The organism is Bacillus solitudinis (assembly GCF_002797395.1).
Lineage (GTDB): Bacteria > Bacillota > Bacilli > Bacillales > Bacillaceae_D > Halalkalibacter_A > Halalkalibacter_A solitudinis.
This window is the reverse complement of the sequence record NZ_KZ454943.1, coordinates 332,223-347,975: the sequence shown is the minus strand read 5'-3', so window position 1 is coordinate 347,975 and position 15,753 is coordinate 332,223. Positions and strand designations below refer to the sequence as shown.

The 15,753-nt window shown below is 37.7% G+C and carries 20 protein-coding genes; all 20 read left to right on the top strand.

The window, feature by feature from the left end:
* The first annotated feature begins 3 nt into the window (after positions 1 to 3).
* The 20 genes from fliF (at position 4) to flhB (ending at position 15,750) form a co-directional block, all read left to right on the top strand.
* Positions 4 to 1,572: a flagellar basal-body MS-ring/collar protein FliF gene (fliF, locus tag CEF19_RS01735; protein WP_100404485.1), complete on the top strand. Its 1,569-nt coding sequence runs from the start codon at positions 4 to 6 to the stop codon at positions 1,570 to 1,572.
* 21 nt (positions 1,573 to 1,593) lie between these two features.
* The gene (gene fliG, locus CEF19_RS01730; protein WP_100408163.1) at positions 1,594 to 2,598 is read left to right on the top strand and encodes a flagellar motor switch protein FliG; all 1,005 of its coding nucleotides are present in this window, start codon (positions 1,594 to 1,596) and stop codon (positions 2,596 to 2,598) included.
* Positions 2,591 to 3,385, top strand: coding sequence for a flagellar assembly protein FliH (gene fliH / locus CEF19_RS01725; RefSeq protein WP_157800861.1), 795 nt, complete (start codon positions 2,591 to 2,593; stop codon positions 3,383 to 3,385). The genes fliG and fliH overlap by 8 nt, the downstream gene beginning before the upstream one ends.
* 1 nt (position 3,386) lies before the next feature.
* Positions 3,387 to 4,703, top strand: a complete 1,317-nt coding sequence (gene fliI / locus CEF19_RS01720) for a flagellar protein export ATPase FliI (RefSeq protein ID WP_100404483.1) — start codon at positions 3,387 to 3,389, stop codon at positions 4,701 to 4,703.
* A gap of 5 nt (positions 4,704 to 4,708) precedes the next feature.
* Positions 4,709 to 5,146: a flagellar export protein FliJ gene (gene fliJ / locus CEF19_RS01715; RefSeq protein ID WP_100404482.1), complete on the top strand. Its 438-nt coding sequence runs from the start codon at positions 4,709 to 4,711 to the stop codon at positions 5,144 to 5,146.
* A 14-nt stretch (positions 5,147 to 5,160) separates the two neighbouring features.
* Positions 5,161 to 5,721 carry a MotE family protein gene (locus tag CEF19_RS01710; protein WP_100404481.1) on the top strand — a complete coding sequence of 187 codons (561 nt, stop codon included), beginning with the start codon at positions 5,161 to 5,163 and terminating at the stop codon, positions 5,719 to 5,721.
* A 32-nt stretch (positions 5,722 to 5,753) separates the two neighbouring features.
* Positions 5,754 to 6,914, top strand: a complete 1,161-nt coding sequence (locus CEF19_RS01705) for a flagellar hook-length control protein FliK (protein WP_100404480.1) — start codon at positions 5,754 to 5,756, stop codon at positions 6,912 to 6,914.
* Between the two features lie 5 nt (positions 6,915 to 6,919).
* Positions 6,920 to 7,423: a flagellar hook assembly protein FlgD gene (gene flgD, locus CEF19_RS01700; protein ID WP_227521893.1), complete on the top strand. Its 504-nt coding sequence runs from the start codon at positions 6,920 to 6,922 to the stop codon at positions 7,421 to 7,423.
* Positions 7,424 to 7,440: 17 nt separating this feature from the next.
* Positions 7,441 to 7,827: a TIGR02530 family flagellar biosynthesis protein gene (locus CEF19_RS01695; protein ID WP_227521892.1), complete on the top strand. Its 387-nt coding sequence runs from the start codon at positions 7,441 to 7,443 to the stop codon at positions 7,825 to 7,827.
* Positions 7,828 to 7,905: 78 nt separating this feature from the next.
* Complete coding sequence (gene flgG, locus CEF19_RS01690) at positions 7,906 to 8,829, top strand: flagellar basal body rod protein FlgG (protein WP_100404478.1); 924 nt, start codon at positions 7,906 to 7,908, stop codon at positions 8,827 to 8,829.
* 81 nt (positions 8,830 to 8,910) lie between these two features.
* Entirely contained in the window at positions 8,911 to 9,120 is a 210-nt protein-coding gene (locus CEF19_RS01685) for a flagellar FlbD family protein (RefSeq protein ID WP_100404477.1), read from the top strand.
* A gap of 3 nt (positions 9,121 to 9,123) precedes the next feature.
* Positions 9,124 to 9,555, top strand: a complete 432-nt coding sequence (gene fliL / locus CEF19_RS01680) for a flagellar basal body-associated protein FliL (protein ID WP_100404476.1) — start codon at positions 9,124 to 9,126, stop codon at positions 9,553 to 9,555.
* A 36-nt stretch (positions 9,556 to 9,591) separates the two neighbouring features.
* The gene (gene fliM / locus CEF19_RS01675) at positions 9,592 to 10,584 is read left to right on the top strand and encodes a flagellar motor switch protein FliM (protein WP_100404475.1); all 993 of its coding nucleotides are present in this window, start codon (positions 9,592 to 9,594) and stop codon (positions 10,582 to 10,584) included.
* The gene (gene fliY, locus CEF19_RS01670; protein WP_100408161.1) at positions 10,577 to 11,758 is read left to right on the top strand and encodes a flagellar motor switch phosphatase FliY; all 1,182 of its coding nucleotides are present in this window, start codon (positions 10,577 to 10,579) and stop codon (positions 11,756 to 11,758) included. The genes fliM and fliY overlap by 8 nt, the downstream gene beginning before the upstream one ends.
* 21 nt (positions 11,759 to 11,779) lie before the next feature.
* Complete coding sequence (locus CEF19_RS01665) at positions 11,780 to 12,142, top strand: response regulator (RefSeq protein ID WP_100404474.1); 363 nt, start codon at positions 11,780 to 11,782, stop codon at positions 12,140 to 12,142.
* A gap of 36 nt (positions 12,143 to 12,178) precedes the next feature.
* Positions 12,179 to 12,898, top strand: a complete 720-nt coding sequence (locus CEF19_RS01660) for a flagellar biosynthetic protein FliO (protein WP_227521891.1) — start codon at positions 12,179 to 12,181, stop codon at positions 12,896 to 12,898.
* On the top strand, positions 12,888 to 13,595 hold the full coding sequence (fliP, locus tag CEF19_RS01655) for a flagellar type III secretion system pore protein FliP (RefSeq protein ID WP_100404473.1): 708 nt from the start codon (positions 12,888 to 12,890) through the stop codon (positions 13,593 to 13,595). The genes CEF19_RS01660 and fliP overlap by 11 nt, the downstream gene beginning before the upstream one ends.
* 14 nt (positions 13,596 to 13,609) lie before the next feature.
* Positions 13,610 to 13,879 carry a flagellar biosynthesis protein FliQ gene (gene fliQ, locus CEF19_RS01650; protein ID WP_100404472.1) on the top strand — a complete coding sequence of 90 codons (270 nt, stop codon included), beginning with the start codon at positions 13,610 to 13,612 and terminating at the stop codon, positions 13,877 to 13,879.
* Positions 13,879 to 14,655, top strand: coding sequence for a flagellar biosynthetic protein FliR (gene fliR, locus CEF19_RS01645; RefSeq protein WP_100404471.1), 777 nt, complete (start codon positions 13,879 to 13,881; stop codon positions 14,653 to 14,655). Before fliQ ends, fliR begins: the two co-directional genes overlap by 1 nt.
* Before the next feature lie 3 nt (positions 14,656 to 14,658).
* Positions 14,659 to 15,750 carry a flagellar biosynthesis protein FlhB gene (gene flhB, locus CEF19_RS01640; RefSeq protein WP_100404470.1) on the top strand — a complete coding sequence of 364 codons (1,092 nt, stop codon included), beginning with the start codon at positions 14,659 to 14,661 and terminating at the stop codon, positions 15,748 to 15,750.
* Positions 15,751 to 15,753: the final 3 nt, after the last annotated feature.

The following is a 15,753-nucleotide window of genomic DNA, read 5'->3' as shown; positions in this document are numbered from 1 at the left end:
TATATGAAAGAAAAACTATCACTATATAAGCAGAAGACGACCGAATATTGGAGTGGTAGAACTTCTAGGCAAAAAGGAATTTTAATCGGTTCCATTTTAGCGGTTATTGCATTATTTTTTCTCTTAGCTTTCTTTGGTACGCGGACTAGCTATGTTCCTCTTTATAACGATTTATCGTTACAAGAGACGGGGCAAATTAAAGAAACTCTTGACGCGAGAGGAATAAGTTCTACCATTTCCAATAATGGCACGACAATCCTTGTACCTGAAACCTTAGTTGATTCACTTAAAGTCGAATTAGCAGCGGAAGGCATTCCCACCAGTGGGAGTATTGACTATTCCTTTTTTAAAGAACAGATGGGTTTTGGGATGACAGATAACGAATTTTCAGTTATGAACCGGGCTGCCATGCAAACAGAACTAGGGAATTTAATTCGCAACATTGATGGGGTAAATCAGGCAAATGTAATGATTACTTTACCGGAGGAAAGTGTTTGGTTAAATGCTGAACAGGACGCATCAACCGCCTCTGTTGTTGTTGATTTAGCACCTGGATATCAACTAGGTTCGAGTCAAGTGAAGGCCTTATATCACTTAGTTTCAAAAAGTGTACCGAATCTACCTATTGATAATATCGTCATTATGAATCAGATGTTTGAAGATTATTTATATGAAAGCGAAGATAACGCTTCAACCTCTACATTAACTGCTTTTGAACAGCAGCGTTCGATTCAAAGAGAAATCGAGAGGGATTTAACCAAAAATGTTCAGCAAATGCTTGGAACTATGGTTGGTAGAGATAAAGTGTTAGTTTCTGTTACAACAGATATCGACTTTACGCAAGAGAACAGAACGGAAGCTTTAGTCGAGCCGGTAGACCCAGAAAATATGGAGGGTATTGCCGTAAGTATGGAACGGGTTTCTGAAGTATATAGTGGAGAAGGCTATCCGGAGGGTGGTATTGCAGGTACTGGTGAAGGTGTTCCAAACTACCCTGGTGTAATCTCTCAAGGGGATTCTGAGTGGGAACGTACAGAAGAGCGGATTAATAATGAAGTGAACCGAATAAATAGAGATATTGTTGAAAGTCCTTATAAAATTCGTGATTTAGGAATCCAAGTAATGATAGAGCCTCCTGAAGGTATGGATGCTTTGCCACAAGATCGTATTGCTGATATTCAACAAATACTTGGAACAATCGTTAGGACAAGTATTAATGGTGCTAATGAATTGCCACAAGACGTGATTAATCAAAAGATATTTGTATCATCACAGCCTTTTGAAGGGAAGCTTGAGTTAGACCTGAATCCTCAAACAGTCCTACCTGCTTGGCTATACATTGTTGGTGGTATACTGATTGCTTTGATTTTACTTCTATTAATCTTGTTATTTAGAAAAAGAAAGCAAGAACAAGAAAAAGAATTAGTCGTAGAGAAATTAATAGAAGAAATTCCAGATCTTCCGGATGAAGAAGGCTTATCTTCTACAAAACGAAAACAACTTGAAAAAATGGCAAAAGAAAAACCAGAAGACTTTTCTAAATTGCTACGTACTTGGTTATCGGAAGACTAGGAGGGAACAGTTTTGGTAAAAATGGCAAAAGAATTATCCGGGAAACAAAAGGCTGCTATCCTTCTGATTTCTCTTGGTCCAGATGTCTCTGCACAAGTATATAAGCATTTGTCAGAGGAAGAAATTGAACAGTTAACTCTTGAGATAGCTAGTGTTCGAAAAGTTGATAGTGTGATGAAAGAAGAAATACTAGAGCAATTTCATTCACTTGTTCTAGCCCAAGACTATATTGCCCAAGGTGGTATTGGATACGCAAAGAGTATTTTAGAAAAAGCACTCGGTGAGTCTAATGCAATGGATATTATTAATCGATTAACATCGACATTGCAGGTAAGACCTTTCGACTTTGCAAGAAAGTCTGACCCATCGCAAATTTTAAACTTTATCCAAAATGAGCACCCTCAAACCATTGCACTTATTTTGTCTTATCTTGAATCTGTACAAGCCGGCCAAATTCTTTCTGAACTTCCTCAGGAGGTCCAGGCAGACGTCGCTAAGAGGATTGCTCTTATGGATAGTACTTCACCCGAAATTGTGAATGAAGTCGAATCGATTTTAGAACAAAAACTTTCTTCGACGGCGACACAAGATTATACAGCTGCAGGTGGTATTGAGGCAGTTGTAGAGGTTTTAAATAGTGTGGATCGAAGTACAGAAAGAACGATATTAGATGCCCTTGAAATACAAGACCCTGAGCTTGCTGAAGAAATAAAGAAACGTATGTTTGTGTTTGAGGATATCGTTACCCTCGATAATCGTTCGATTCAACGTGTCATTCGTGATGTAGAGAATGAAGATTTACAGCTTTCGCTTAAAGTTGCTAGTGACGAAGTGAAAGAAATTGTCTTTAGTAATATGTCGCAACGAATGGCAGAGGCCTTTAAGGATGAAATGGAATTTATGGGGCCTGTCCGTTTACGTGATGTAGAAGAAGCTCAATCGCGAATCGTTGCTGTTATCCGTCGCTTAGAAGAGGCAGGAGAAATTGTTATCGCCCGCGGTGGAGGAGATGATGTTATTGTCTAACATTATTAAATCTAAAAATGCTGAAAAGTCGTTAGCTGAAACCAAAAAAATTGGAATCCGAAAGCTGTTTGATGAAAATGCATTTCAAGATTTAACTTTTGGTAATGAAACCGATAAGCCACTTGTTGATGAGGCACCTCAAATTGAAAAGTTAATTCAGCAAGAATTGGAAGACGCAAAGCAACAAGCCAAACAAATCATTGCAGAGGCGCAAGAAGAAGCCGAGATAATTAAAGGGCAAATGGACGAGAAGCAAAATCAACTGGAACAAGACATAGAGATAGCCATTAATAATAGCCAGCAGCAAGGATTCAACGAAGGTTTTGAACAAGGTAAACAAAGCGGCTTTGAAGAGTACAGTAACCTAATAACTGAAGCAAAGACAATTGTTCAGCGAGCAGAGGAAGATTACCTACAAGTGATTGAACAAGCAGAACCAGTTATTCTTGATTTGGCCTCTACCCTTTGTTACAGAATAATTGGAAAAGGACTTGAACTTGACGAAGAATTATGGAACTCGATGCTTCATCAAGTCATGTTGGAAGTTCGTGAACATGAAAATGTAAAAATTTATGTTCATCCATTATGGTATGAAAGAACTCTTCTCCAAAAAGATGAGCTCCAAAGAATGCTAAGTCATACAGAGAAACTTTACATTTACCCAGACGCTGGACTTGAAGAACAAGGTTGTCTTATTGAAACAAAATTTGGTCGAATTGATGCAACGATTGATAGTCAGCTACGCCAACTGAAGACTCAGTTATTTGAGAAACTTAGGGAGGAATAGCATGAACGTAGGAGACTTGCTTAATCGTATACCTGAAATGTCGCCTTATAAATGGTACGGGAAAGTTTCGAGGGTAGTTGGACTAACGATAGAGTCCAAAGGTCCACAGGCGTCAATCGGAGAATTATGTCATATTTTTGTTGGAAAAACAAAGAAATCAATTGTAAAAGCGGAGGTTGTCGGTTTTCGTGATGAGCATGTATTGTTAATGCCTTTAGACGGTACGTTAGATATATCGCCAGGGAGCTTAGTAGAGGCAACTGGAAAGCCATTGCAAATCAAGGTAGGCTCGGGATTAATTGGAAAAGTAATTGATGGGAGTGGCTCACTTTTAACAGGGGGGGATCTTCCAAAAGGATTAACTTCCTTTCCAACAGAGAATAAACCACCGAATCCATTAGAACGTCCTAGAATTACCGAAAAAATGAGCTTAGGTGTTCGAGCTATTGATAGTTTATTCACTGTTGGTAAAGGACAACGTATCGGGATTTTTGCGGGAAGTGGTGTTGGGAAAAGTACGTTGCTATCTATGTTGGCTAAAAACTCAGCTGCTGATGTCAATGTTATTGCTTTAATTGGTGAGCGTGGTCGTGAGGTGAAGGATTTCATTGAACGAGATTTGGGCGAAGAAGGCTTAAAAAATACTGTTTTAGTTGTCGCTACATCTGACCAACCTGCATTGATGCGCATAAAAGGTGCACTGACAGCCACGGCAGTAGCGGAGTATTTTCGTGACCAAGGCTTAGATGTCAACCTAATGATGGATTCTGTGACTCGCTTTGCGATGGCTCAGAGAGAAGTTGGCTTAGCTGTTGGTGAACCACCTACGACGAAAGGGTACACACCTTCTGTTTTTGCAATGCTTCCAAAACTACTTGAGCGTTCGGGTACAGATAGACTTGGAACCATTACGGCGTTTTATACAGTTCTTGTCGATGGAGATGACATGAATGAGCCTATTGCTGACGCTGTACGGGGGATTTTGGATGGTCATTTAGTTTTAGACCGCAAGCTAGCGAATAGAGGTCAATTTCCAGCTATTAATGTGCTCAAAAGCATAAGTCGAGTTATGGCTGATATTGTGGGAGAAGAGCATCGATACGCAGCTGATCAGGTTAGAAACTTGCTAGCAACATATTATGATTCAGAAGATTTAATTAATATTGGCGCTTACAAGCGAGGGTCTTCTAATGAAATTGACCAATCGATACAAGCGTATCCAAATATAATTTCTTATTTAAAACAATCAACAGATGAAGTTTTAACACTTGATGAATCAGTTAATCGCTTGGTTCAAGAGTTTGGGAGAGGTGAGTAAAATCTATGTCATTTCACTATACCTTGCAAAAGGTGATGGAATTGAAGGAACGAGAAAAGGTTGACGCAGAAGCGGAATATTCTTTTTCTGTTCGACATTTTGAAAAAGTAGCGACAGATTTATATGATTTGTTAAAGAAGAAGGAAGAAATTGAATCGAGTGCTCGAAATCAGATGTCCACAGGCGTTTCCATTTTTATGCTTCAACAAACGGAGAATCAACTTTTACGAATTCAGCAAGGTATTGTGGAATATCAACGTTCCACTCAAATAGCTAGAAGTAAAATGACCGAAAAGCAAGAACAACTAATTACTGCTTCTGTTGAACTAAAAAAGTATGAAAAAATGAAAGAACAAAAATTTATGGAGTTTCAAATTGAACAAAAGAGTATAGATTCAAGACAAATGGATGAAATTTCGGTACAACTTTTTGCAAGACGTTGAAAAAAGGTGAGCTTATGAATGAAAATGAAAAAAAGCATAGTAAATTCCAATGGTTTTTCTTAGTCCTATTCATTCCAACGTTATTTGCATTAATTTTATTTAGTGTGATTTTATCTTTTATTGGGATAGATGTAATAGATCGAGCGAAACAAATTGGTTCTTCTGTACCATTCCTCTCTGATTACATAGAGGATGAAGAAAAAGTGAATTATGAAGAAATGATTACTAATTTAGAAAATACGAATTACCAGTTAGAAATGGAAATAGAACAGCTTCAAAGAGAAGTTGAACAGAATGCTGAAGAAAGAGCCGCCATAGAGAATGAGCGTAACCAAATGGAACAGAGGCTGGCTGTGCAAGAAGAGCTTGCAAATCAGGTAGAACAAGATTTGGTAGAAATTGCAAAGACGTATGAAACGATGTCTGCTAAAAATGCAGCAAGTATTATAGGCGAACTTGAAACAGAGGAAGCCTTGTTGCATGTTTCTCAAGTTTCTACAGAATCAAGAGCAGCAATTCTCTCGAAGATGGAAGCTTCTAAAGCGGCTGAAATTATGCGGAGATTAGTAAATTAATAAAATAAAAATGAGTGAAGGGAGGTGAAAAAATGAATGGTGTAATTCCGCTATTACAAATGATGTCACCTGCAAATAAACAAGTAAACCAAAGTAAGGTTTCATCATCAAAAGATGGAGAAATGACTTTTGGTAATCTTCTAAGTGGATTCTTTGAAGGAGAAGTGGAGAAGCCAAGTATAGCTTCAGATGAAAAATCAAGTCAAGTTTTGAGTGAGGTTGTACTAACAGACCAACTATTTGAATTGCAAGGTATTGAAGAGCTGCTAACATTATTGCCAAAAGAATTTCAAGATATGTTAACGAAATTAATGGCAGGTGAACAAGCGATTGGTAAAGAGGATTTAATGAAGCTTTCCGAGATAGAGCAAGGTATTCTCATATTGCTCTCTATGATTCAGGACACATTCCAGTCATCGGATTCTAGTAAGGTTGAAGGCAAAGTCTTTGACATTCAAAAAATTCCTGGTGAGCTTTTTCCTTTTCTAATAAACGAAAAAATTAAAGAACCAGAGAAGGTACTTGAACGTTTGATTCAGCATCTTCAAGAAAAACTTAACGCTAACCCAAATGCTAACAAATCAACCAAAACATTTGCCGAGATCTTTACAAAAGAAGAGAGTAAGCAGAGTAATCAAACGTTAAGCTTACCAATTATGGTTGACTATCAGAAACCTATTGGGTTAAACGTGAGCCTCACGGGACAAGAGTTTGGACAAGTATTATCTAAAGCCCAACAAGCAACAATACATCTAGGAGAAAACCAACCTCGTGAAGTACGAGAACAACAATTTTTAAAGCAATTTCAACAATTATTGCAAAAAGGTGTTTTTTCTTCTAAACAGGATGGTGTTCAAAGTCTGTCTATCAAATTGTACCCAGCTCATTTAGGACGTCTAGACATTCAACTTACTCAGCTCAATGGATCGATTGTTGCACGTATTTTATCGGGATCCTCAACAACTAGAGAGTTATTAGAGTCACAAGTTGCCCAGTTAAAGCAAGCTTTTTCTCAGCAACAACTAAATGTTGAACGTATTGAAATTTCCGAACAACAGTTTAAACAATTATCTGATGAAGAGGAATCAAGAAAACAGTCCCAAGAGCGTGAAGCAGACGTAGAAGAAGAAAAGCAAGATAGTGCTAATTTTCAGGAAGTTCTTGAAGAAATAACAATAAATGAACAAGTGTAGGTGAGATGATGACAACGATTGATCCAGGAATGTATCTAAGTAATAGACCTTCTGCTACCAATCAAACAGGACAGAACATGTTAGGGAAAGACGATTTCTTGAAATTATTAATGGTTCAATTACAAAATCAAGACCCTTCTAATCCAATGGATGACAAAGAATTCATTGCACAAATGGCTACTTTTTCATCTTTAGAGCAAATGACAAATATGAACCAGTCGATTCAACGTTTCGTAAATTTACAGACGAGTCAGAGCTTGGTACAACATAGTGAATTAATCGGAAAAAAAGTGCAATGGTCCCGAGAAGTGCAAATTGACGATTATCGAACGAAAACAGAATATGCGGATAATCAAGTTTCGTCCGTGAAGCTAGAAAAGGATGGAACATTGAGGTTCCTACTTGATAATGGTCGCTGGATTTCCAATAATCAAATTGTTCAAATTAGTATAGCAGATAATCCATCTGCGACTCCGCCTTCAGATAATAGTGAGGCAAATGAGGAGTAATAGAGGGAGGGATTCTATTGGATCCGAGAATGAATGTAGCTCATTCATTGCGTGCACTTCCGAGACCGACTAAGACACCGAACCACCAAGTAAGTGAAAAGACTGGTGAGTTCCAACGCTTATTCACGGCTCATTTGCAGCAACAACAGGAATTAAAGATTAGTAAACATGCAAAGCAACGAATGGAATCAAGAGGAATTGAGATTACTGAAGCTAAGTGGAACATCATTCAAGAAAAAATGTTAGAAGCTAAACAAAAGGGTGTCCATGATTCATTAGTTATTACAGAAGATGCAGCGCTTGTCGTTAGTGCAAAAAATGCAACGGTGATTACAGTGCTCAACCGAGAAGAAGCACAATCACAAATTTTCACAAATATAAATGGAACGATATTGATTGACTAGAGTTATCTGAGCCGGACCCAATGGGAGGCTTCGACTGTGGACTGAATGAAGCAGTCATAATAAGGAGGAATAAAGTATATGTTACGTTCAATGTATTCTGGGATTTCAGGGATGAGAAATTTTCAAACAAAATTAGATGTTATTGGGAATAATATTGCCAATGTTAACACGTTTGGATTTAAAAAAGGTCGCACAACGTTTAAGGATTTAGTCAGTCAGCAAATTGCGGGTGCTACAGGACCTGGGCAAGGCCAAGGTGGGGTTAACGCAAAACAAGTAGGTTTAGGGATGCAATTGGGTTCAATTGATACCATTCATACACAAGGAAGTTTGCAAAATACAAATCGAGAATTAGACTTGGGTATTTCTGGAGATGGTTATTTTGTTGTGGGACAAGCTACAGGTAATCAGTGGGATGGTGCTATAAAGAACATTGACGTAAACAATGTGAATCTCAATTACACGAGAGCTGGAAATTTTTATTTAGATGAAGATGGATTTATTGTAAACTCAGCGGGTTTATACGGAATCGGACAAACATCAACGGCAGCAGGAGGAAGTGAACCAGATGCGACTTTAACTCAATATGGCCGTATTCAAATACCAACCGATGCTCAGAGCTTTAGTATTGGTGCTGATGGATCTGTGAACTATATTGATGACAGTGGTGCCCTTCGTTTGGCGGGTAGAATGATGGTTGCCAACTTTCCAAATCCAGAAGGACTTCAAAAAACAGGTGATAATCTTTATCAGGTTTCAGCGAACTCTGGGAACGTTGGAGGGGCAGCTTTAGTCGGGGGTAACTCGCCATGGGGTGCTTATTCTATTCCTGGTGCTGGTGGAACAGGAAGTATTGTTGCAGGTACTCTTGAAATGTCGAACGTAGACTTGTCCGAAGAATTTACTGAAATGATTGTTGGGCAACGTGGTTTCCAAGCCAATACAAGAATTATTACAACATCTGATGAAATTCTCCAGGAGTTAATAAACCTAAAGCGTTAATTTAAAAGATTTTATCACACTCAGACATAATAACGAGGGAGGTTTGGGCTAGGGTGCAAACACCTAGCCCTTCCATATTCTATGATTGAATTAATTCGCTTAAATGGACACACTTTTTTGCTGAATGCCTTTTTGATTGAACAAGTAGAGGCGTTTCCCGACACGACAATTACACTGGTAAGTGGAAAAAAAATCATCGTACAAAATGAAGTGAATGAAGTGTATAGATTGGTAAATCAACGATTTCGACAAATTGGTCTTGTTGCTATTCATAAAGATGTGGAGGGCTAATGATTGTTTAAGAATAAGCTAGTTAATATTATGCTCATAATTATCGTCGCTTTAACTTTGGTGGGAGTTGTGACTCTTGTCCTTTGGAATCATTTTACTCATCAACCTGATCCGAATGCAGCGCCAACGATTGATGAGATTAATGCACTATCTTTTGAAACACAGGAAATTACTACAAATCTACTATCAAATGATTTTGCTCGTGCCACGTTTTTAATTCATGTTGAAAATAAAAAAGCATTACAAGAAATTCAAAAACGAGAGTTTCAAGTAGAAAACATCATACTCCGGACCTTATCAGGTAAACGATCTTCAGATTTAGCTGGTCCAGAAGGCATAGAAGGACTTGAAGAAGAGCTAAGGAACCAAATGAATGAATTAATGCAAGAAGGCTCTGTCGTTAAGATTTATACAACGAGTTGGGTGATACAGTAAACCGTTCTTGTTACAAGAGATTGAGAGGTGAGGCTCATGGCTGATATTTTATCACAAGGTGAAATTGATGCGCTTTTATCAGCGCTATCAACGGGGGAAATGGATGCTGATGAACTCAAAAAGGAAGAGACAGAGAAAAAAGTAAAAGTATATGACTTTAAACGTGCATTACGATTTTCAAAAGACCAAATTCGTAGTTTATCAAGAATACATGAAAATTTTGCACGGCTACTCACCACATTTTTCTCAGCTCAACTCAGAACATTTGTTCAGATTTCAGTTGCATCAGTTGACCAATTGCCCTATGAAGAATTTATACGTTCTATTCCAAAAATGACAATACTTAATGTTTTTGAACCTTATCCGCTAGACGGTAGGATAATGATGGAAGTAAATCCTAATGTCGCTTATGCAATGCTCGACCGATTATTAGGTGGCAAAGGTGTTAGTGTTAATAAAATTGAGAATTTAACCGAAATTGAAACGAGAATCATGTCTCAGTTATTTCAACGAACACTAGAAAGCTTTCAAGATGCATGGAGTTCTATTATTGAACTTGATCCCATTATGGAAGAAATTGAAGTGAACCCTCAGTTTGTTCAGATGGTTTCGCCTAATGAAACAGTCGTAGTTATCTCGTTATCTATAACTATTGCAGAAACCTCTGGGATGATTAATATTTGTTTACCGCATGTTGTTTTAGAAGAAGTGTTGCCGAAATTATCGATTCATTATTGGATGCAAGAAAAGAAAAAACAGCGTAAACCTGAGGAGAAGCAGTTAATTGAGAATAGAGTCCAACAAGCTCCTTTGCTTATACAAACTGAGTTAGGACGTTCTGACATTACCATTCAAGAATTTTTGATGTTAGGTACAGGCGATGTGATTTCCCTAAATCAAAAAATTAATAAACCGCTGTTAGTAAGTATAGGTGGTATTCCGAAATACTATGCTCAGCCTGGAAAAACGAAAAATCAAATCGCTGTGCAAGTGACCGATGTGATTGAGGAGGGTGAAAATGATGAATGATGACATGCTTTCCCAAGATGAAATTAATGAATTACTAAAAGGCGTAAGTTCATCAGATGATGATGACCAAATAGGAGAAGACACGGGTAGCACAAGTGGAGATGAGTTAAATGTTGGTGACTATCTGTCTGAGATTGAACAGGATGCTCTTGGCGAAATCGGAAACATTTCCTTTGGAACAGCCGCAACTGCTTTATCAACTTTATTAAATCAAAAGGTTGATATTACGACTCCAACGTTATCGTTAGTTAGACGTTCGGCACTTGAAACTGAATTTCCGCAACCTCATGTAGCCGTTCACGTTGAATATACAGAAGGTTTCGAGGGAATGAATCTACTGGTCATAAAGACATCAGATGCAGCGATTATTGCTGATTTAATGTTGGGTGGAGATGGGACAGATTCATCTAATGAGTTAAGTGAGATGCATATAAGTGCTGTTCAAGAAGCGATGAACCAAATGATGGGTTCTGCATCAACTTCCATGTCGACAATTTTTAATAAAAAAGTTGATATTTCACCGCCTGGAATTGATTTAATGAATGTAAGAGACAATGAAGGGATAGGGAATTTTCCTGAAGATGATATTCTTGTCAAAATTTCATTTCGTTTAAAAGTTGGTGATTTGATTGACTCGAATATTATGCAACTTGTAACGGTTACCTTTGCAAAGCAACTTGTTAATGAGTTAATGAATCCTGGTGGAGAAGGGATTGAAGAACTTGGTCAGATGGGTGGAGAAGAGTCACCTCCAAGTGTTCAAGAACCACAGCACCAGCCACCACAACAACCACAATCACAATATGAGCAACGTGGTCAACAACATTTAGGTGGCCAATTTCAACAACCACCTGTTGATATCCAGCCTGCTGCGTTTTCTCAATTTGAACCACCTGAGTTGTCGCAAAACGAGTCTAATAATCTAAACATACTTTTAGATATTCCACTCCAGGTAACAGTTGAACTTGGTCGTACAAAAAGATCGATTAAAGAAATCTTAGAATTTACACAAGGATCCATCATCGAACTAGATAAATTAGCGGGGGAACCTGTTGATATCCTTGTTAATCAAAAACTGATTGCTAAAGGTGAAGTGGTCGTTATCGATGAAAATTTTGGAGTGCGTGTTACAGATATAGTAAGCAAAGTAGAACGTATAAATAATTTAAAATAGACGAAGGGTTGGAGATAGACCATGTCACATAAAGTGTTAATTGTTGATGATGCGGCTTTTATGCGAATGATGATAAAAGATATATTATCCAAAAATGGATATGATGTCGTTGGGGAAGCAAATGACGGGGCACAGGCGATTGAGAAATATCAAGAGTTGTCACCGGATCTTGTGACCATGGATATTACAATGCCGGAAAAAGATGGAATTACGGCATTAAAAGAAATAAAAACATTTGATCCTAATGCTAAAATTATTATGTGTTCTGCAATGGGACAGCAGGCAATGGTCATTGATGCTATACAAGCAGGTGCAAAGGACTTTATTGTTAAGCCATTTCAAGCAGACCGAGTATTAGAAGCAATAAAAAAGACACTTGGTTAATAATGAATTCTGTGTAAAAAGGGGGTGTCTCCGTTCATGCGCTCGATTCGAGTATCATTATGTCTGGCTATAATCCTACTATTTTTCTATCAACCAAGTATTTTTGCTAACGAAGAAGAAATAGAATCTAGATCTGTCTTAGAATCTCTCAATCCGGAACAAGGAAATGAGACCGAGCAAACACCAAATGAACGTGAAGATCTTCCTCTAGTAGGTAATGAAAGTGAGTCGGATGCCTCTGAGACAGAAGCATTTGCAGAACAGAATGCGTTTATGATATTTGCGCAAATGATAGGCGCATTAGGATTTGTCATCTTTCTATTATATGCTCTGCTCCGCTTTATTAATAAGCGTTCACGTATGTTTCGTTCAACACAAGTACTACAAAATATAGGTGGTGTGCCTCTTGGGGCGAATCGTTCTGTTCAATTAGTAAAAGTCGGGAACCGTGTGTTGGTTGTAGGAGTGGGTGAAACCATTCAGTTACTGAAAGAAATTGATAACGAAGTAGAAATAAATGAACTTATCAATCAGCAGGAAGAGCAATTTGCTCAAATAGATGTTCCGATTAATAAGGTAATGGCATGGGTAACTAGTCGCTTAAAAGGAACGGACTATAAAAAAAGTGAACATTCATTGCCAAATCAGGCAAATCAACAAGCGTTTAAGGAACTTTTGTCCAAACAGCTTTCGGATGTTTCGAAGTCGCAGAAACAAATTCATGAGGCTGTAAGGAGAGAGAAAAATGACAATTGAGCAAATCGTAATTCCTGCTATCACAACTTTTCCTGGCATTAATGCAGACTTCTTAACCGATAATCCTGCAGATGTAGCGACGACAATTCAACTTTTACTCGTCTTAACTGTCTTATCTCTTGCTCCTAGCATATTGATTTTAATGACGAGCTTTACAAGAATTGTCATTGTCTTATCTTTTGTAAGACAAGGGCTCGCCACGCAGTCAATGCCACCAAACCAAGTTTTAATTGGTATAGCTTTGTTTCTTACATTTTTTATTATGGCACCGATTTTTGCTGAAGTGAATGAGCAGGCATTGACTCCGTTTTTAGATGGAGAAATTGACCAAGTTGAGGCTTTTGAAAGAGGTATTGTGCCAATGAAGGAATTTATGGCAAAACACACAAGAGAAAAGGATCTTGCACTTTTTATGGGGTATGCAGGGTTGGAACGCCCAGATTCTCTTGAGGATATTCCTTTGACAGCTCTTGTTCCAGCTTTTGCAATAAGTGAGCTCAAGACTGCCTTTCAGATTGGTTTTCTCATATTTATACCTTTTCTTGTCATTGATATGATTGTTGCAAGTATTCTAATGGCAATGGGAATGATGATGCTTCCACCTGTTATGATTGCACTTCCGTTTAAGATATTGTTATTTGTGCTTGTTGACGGTTGGTATTTAATCGTCCAATCATTACTACTTAGTTTTAATTAGAGGAAGGTGTTTTAATGTCTCCTGAATTTGTTATTAACGTTGCTGAGAAAGGTGTATGGACTGTTTTATTAGTTGCCGGGCCTCTTCTTGCTATTGCTTTAGGTTTAGGTTTACTTGTTAGTATTTTTCAAGCTACGACACAAATTCAAGAGCAAACGCTAGCCTTTATTCCGAAGATTGTTGGAGTTTTGTTTGCTTTAATTGCGTTTGGTCCTTGGATGCTTTCACATTTGACAACTTTCACATATCAAATTTTCAGTAATGTACATCGGTATATTGGGTAATGACGGATTTTGTTAATTTATTACCTGCTTTTCTACTTGTTTTTGTTCGAGTTCTTGCATTCTTTTCCGTCTTACCTATTTACGGACATCGTTCCATTCCAGCTATGCACAAGATAGGACTTGCTCTTATGTTAGCATGGATTATGATATTTACGTTAGATGCTCCATTACTCCTTGTTGATTCTACATATTTTTTATTAATCATCAAGGAACTTCTTGTTGGACTAATGGTTGCTTTAATAGCAACAGTTCTTTTATACGCCATTCAGGTAGCTGGGGGCTTTATTGACATAAAAATGGGTTTTATGATTGCGAACGTTGTTGACCCCCAAACAGGAGCACAAAGCCCACTAATGGGGGGTTATTTATATACATTTGCTTTACTTTTTCTTCTTGCAGTAAATGGTCATCATATGCTGTTAGATGGAATTTTTTATAGCTATCAATTCATTCCAATGGAACAAGTTTTTTTACCATTTGGACAAGGAAATGTCATTCAATATGTAATCAAAACGTTTAATTTGATGTTTATTATTGCTTTTCAGATGGCATTTCCAGTTGTCGGGTCTCTGTTTCTAGTAACTGTTGCACTCGGTATGATTTCTAGAGCAGTTCCTCAGATGAATGTGTTTGTTGTTGGAATGCCGCTTAATATTTTAGTTGGTCTTCCATTAATGATTATTTTTATGGGTGTTTACTTAATGGTCGTTCAAAAGCTTTTTGATGAAATGATTCTAGCAATGAGGACGTTAATGCAATTATTAGGGGGGGCTTAAACTATGGCTTATATTCGGCTAGATTTACAGTTTTTCGCTGATGAAAAAACCGAAAAAGCATCCCCGAAAAAACGACAAGATTCCAGAAACAAGGGGCAAGTTCCAAAGAGTAACGATATAAATACAGCGTTAATTTTGTTAATTGTTTTTCTTTTTTTGTGGCTATTTGGTGGAGCCATATTAGGAACGACAATGACTGATATACTTAAGCATGTCTTTCAATCCTATTTGCTATTAGAAGTAACGGAACAAAATTTCGAAATGATATTTTACGATTTAATTATGCAGGCCGCAACAGTCTTACTTCCGGTTTTGCTCATGGCACTCATTGCTGGAGTGTTTTCAAGTTATATCCAAGTAGGTGCTTTATTTACAACTGAACCACTGAAAATGAGTCTTTCAAAAATTAATCCTCTTAAAGGTTTAAAGCGTTTGTTTTCTATGAGAGCCATCGTAGACTTGTTAAAATCTTTATTGAAAATTACATTAGTTGGAACACTTGTTTTCGTGATACTGTGGTTCAATCTTGAGGATGTTATGTTACTTTCTCAGAAAACGGTAGAGGATGGTTTTCATGTGATCGCACAGTTAACAGCCTTATTGGGAGTAGCGGTTGCTGTTTTGCTTCTTTTTCTAGCGATACCGGATTACTTATATCAAAAATATGACCATGAAAAACAAATCCGTATGTCGAAAAAAGATATTAAGGATGAGCATAAAAATATGGATGGTGACCCGAAAATCAAATCGAAACGGAGACAAAAGCAAATGGAGATGGCCATGTCTCGAATGATGCAAGAAGTGCCAAAAGCGGACGTCGTTATAACCAACCCAACTCACTTTGCAGTTGCCCTCCGTTACGATGAGGAAAATGCAGATGCCCCAATCGTAGTAGCAAAAGGTGTTGATTTTGTTGCACAAAAAATAAAGGGACTTGCTGCTAAACATGATGTTGTCACTGTTGAAAACAAACCATTAGCTCGTGCATTATACGCTCAAACAGATATTGGTCAACAAGTGCCAGAAGATTTATTTAAAGCTGTTGCTGAAGTTCTGGCATTTGTGTATCGCTTGAAAAATAAGCAAGTGAATTAATTT